This window comes from Staphylococcus sp. GDB20D11A (genome assembly GCF_016893255.1).
In the GTDB taxonomy this organism is placed as follows: Bacteria; Bacillota; Bacilli; order Staphylococcales; family Staphylococcaceae; genus Staphylococcus; species Staphylococcus aureus.
Genome location: NZ_JAFEPJ010000051.1, coordinates 1 through 817, shown reverse-complemented (window position 1 = coordinate 817; position 817 = coordinate 1). Strand labels below are relative to the sequence as shown.

Here is an 817-nt window from a genome sequence, read left to right as displayed (position 1 = left end):
TTGATTACAACAACTGAAGGAACAATGATTATTGAGCATGCTCGTGACATGTTGAAAAGAGAGCGATTATTTTTTGACAAAATGCAGGCACATATTGGTGAAGTGAATGGAACAATATCAATAGGGTGTTCTTCATTGATTGGACAAACCTTACTTCCTGAAGTTTTGAGCCTATATAATGCCCAATTTCCTAATGTTGAAATTCAAGTACAAGTTGGTTCAACTGAACAAATTAAAGCAAACCATAGAGACTATCATGTTATGATAACTCGTGGAAATAAGGTAATGAATTTAGCTAACACACATTTATTTAATGATGATCATTATTTTATTTTTCCAAAAAATAGACGAGACGATGTTACAAAGTTGCCATTCATAGAGTTTCAAGCTGACCCGATTTATATAAATCAAATAAAGCAATGGTATAACGATAATTTAGAGCAAGATTATCATGCAACTATTACAGTGGATCAAGTGGCAACTTGTAAAGAAATGTTGATTAGTGGTGTAGGTGTTACAATCTTGCCAGAAATTATGATGAAAAATATCAGCAAAGAACAATTTGAGTTTGAAAAAGTAGAAATTGATAATGAACCGCTGATTCGTTCAACGTTTATGAGTTATGATCCGAGTATGTTGCAATTGCCACAAGTTGATTCTTTTGTAAATCTTATGGCGAGCTTTGTTGAACAACCAAAGGCGTAGTCTTAGACTAATTTAAGGTGTTAGTATTTAATTTTAAACTATTCGGTTAAATTGAACGCAGTTGGTTGCTAATGCACCAACTGCATAAGATCCCCTAATTAATAAATTAAAA

The 817-nt window shown here is 32.4% G+C and carries 1 protein-coding gene; it reads left to right on the top strand.

Translation table 11 applies throughout. The annotated features are described in order from the left end of the window. A partial coding sequence (locus JV528_RS14610) for a substrate-binding domain-containing protein (RefSeq protein ID WP_204254907.1) occupies positions 1-705 on the top strand: 705 nt, incomplete at its 5' end. Positions 706-817: the final 112 nt, after the last annotated feature.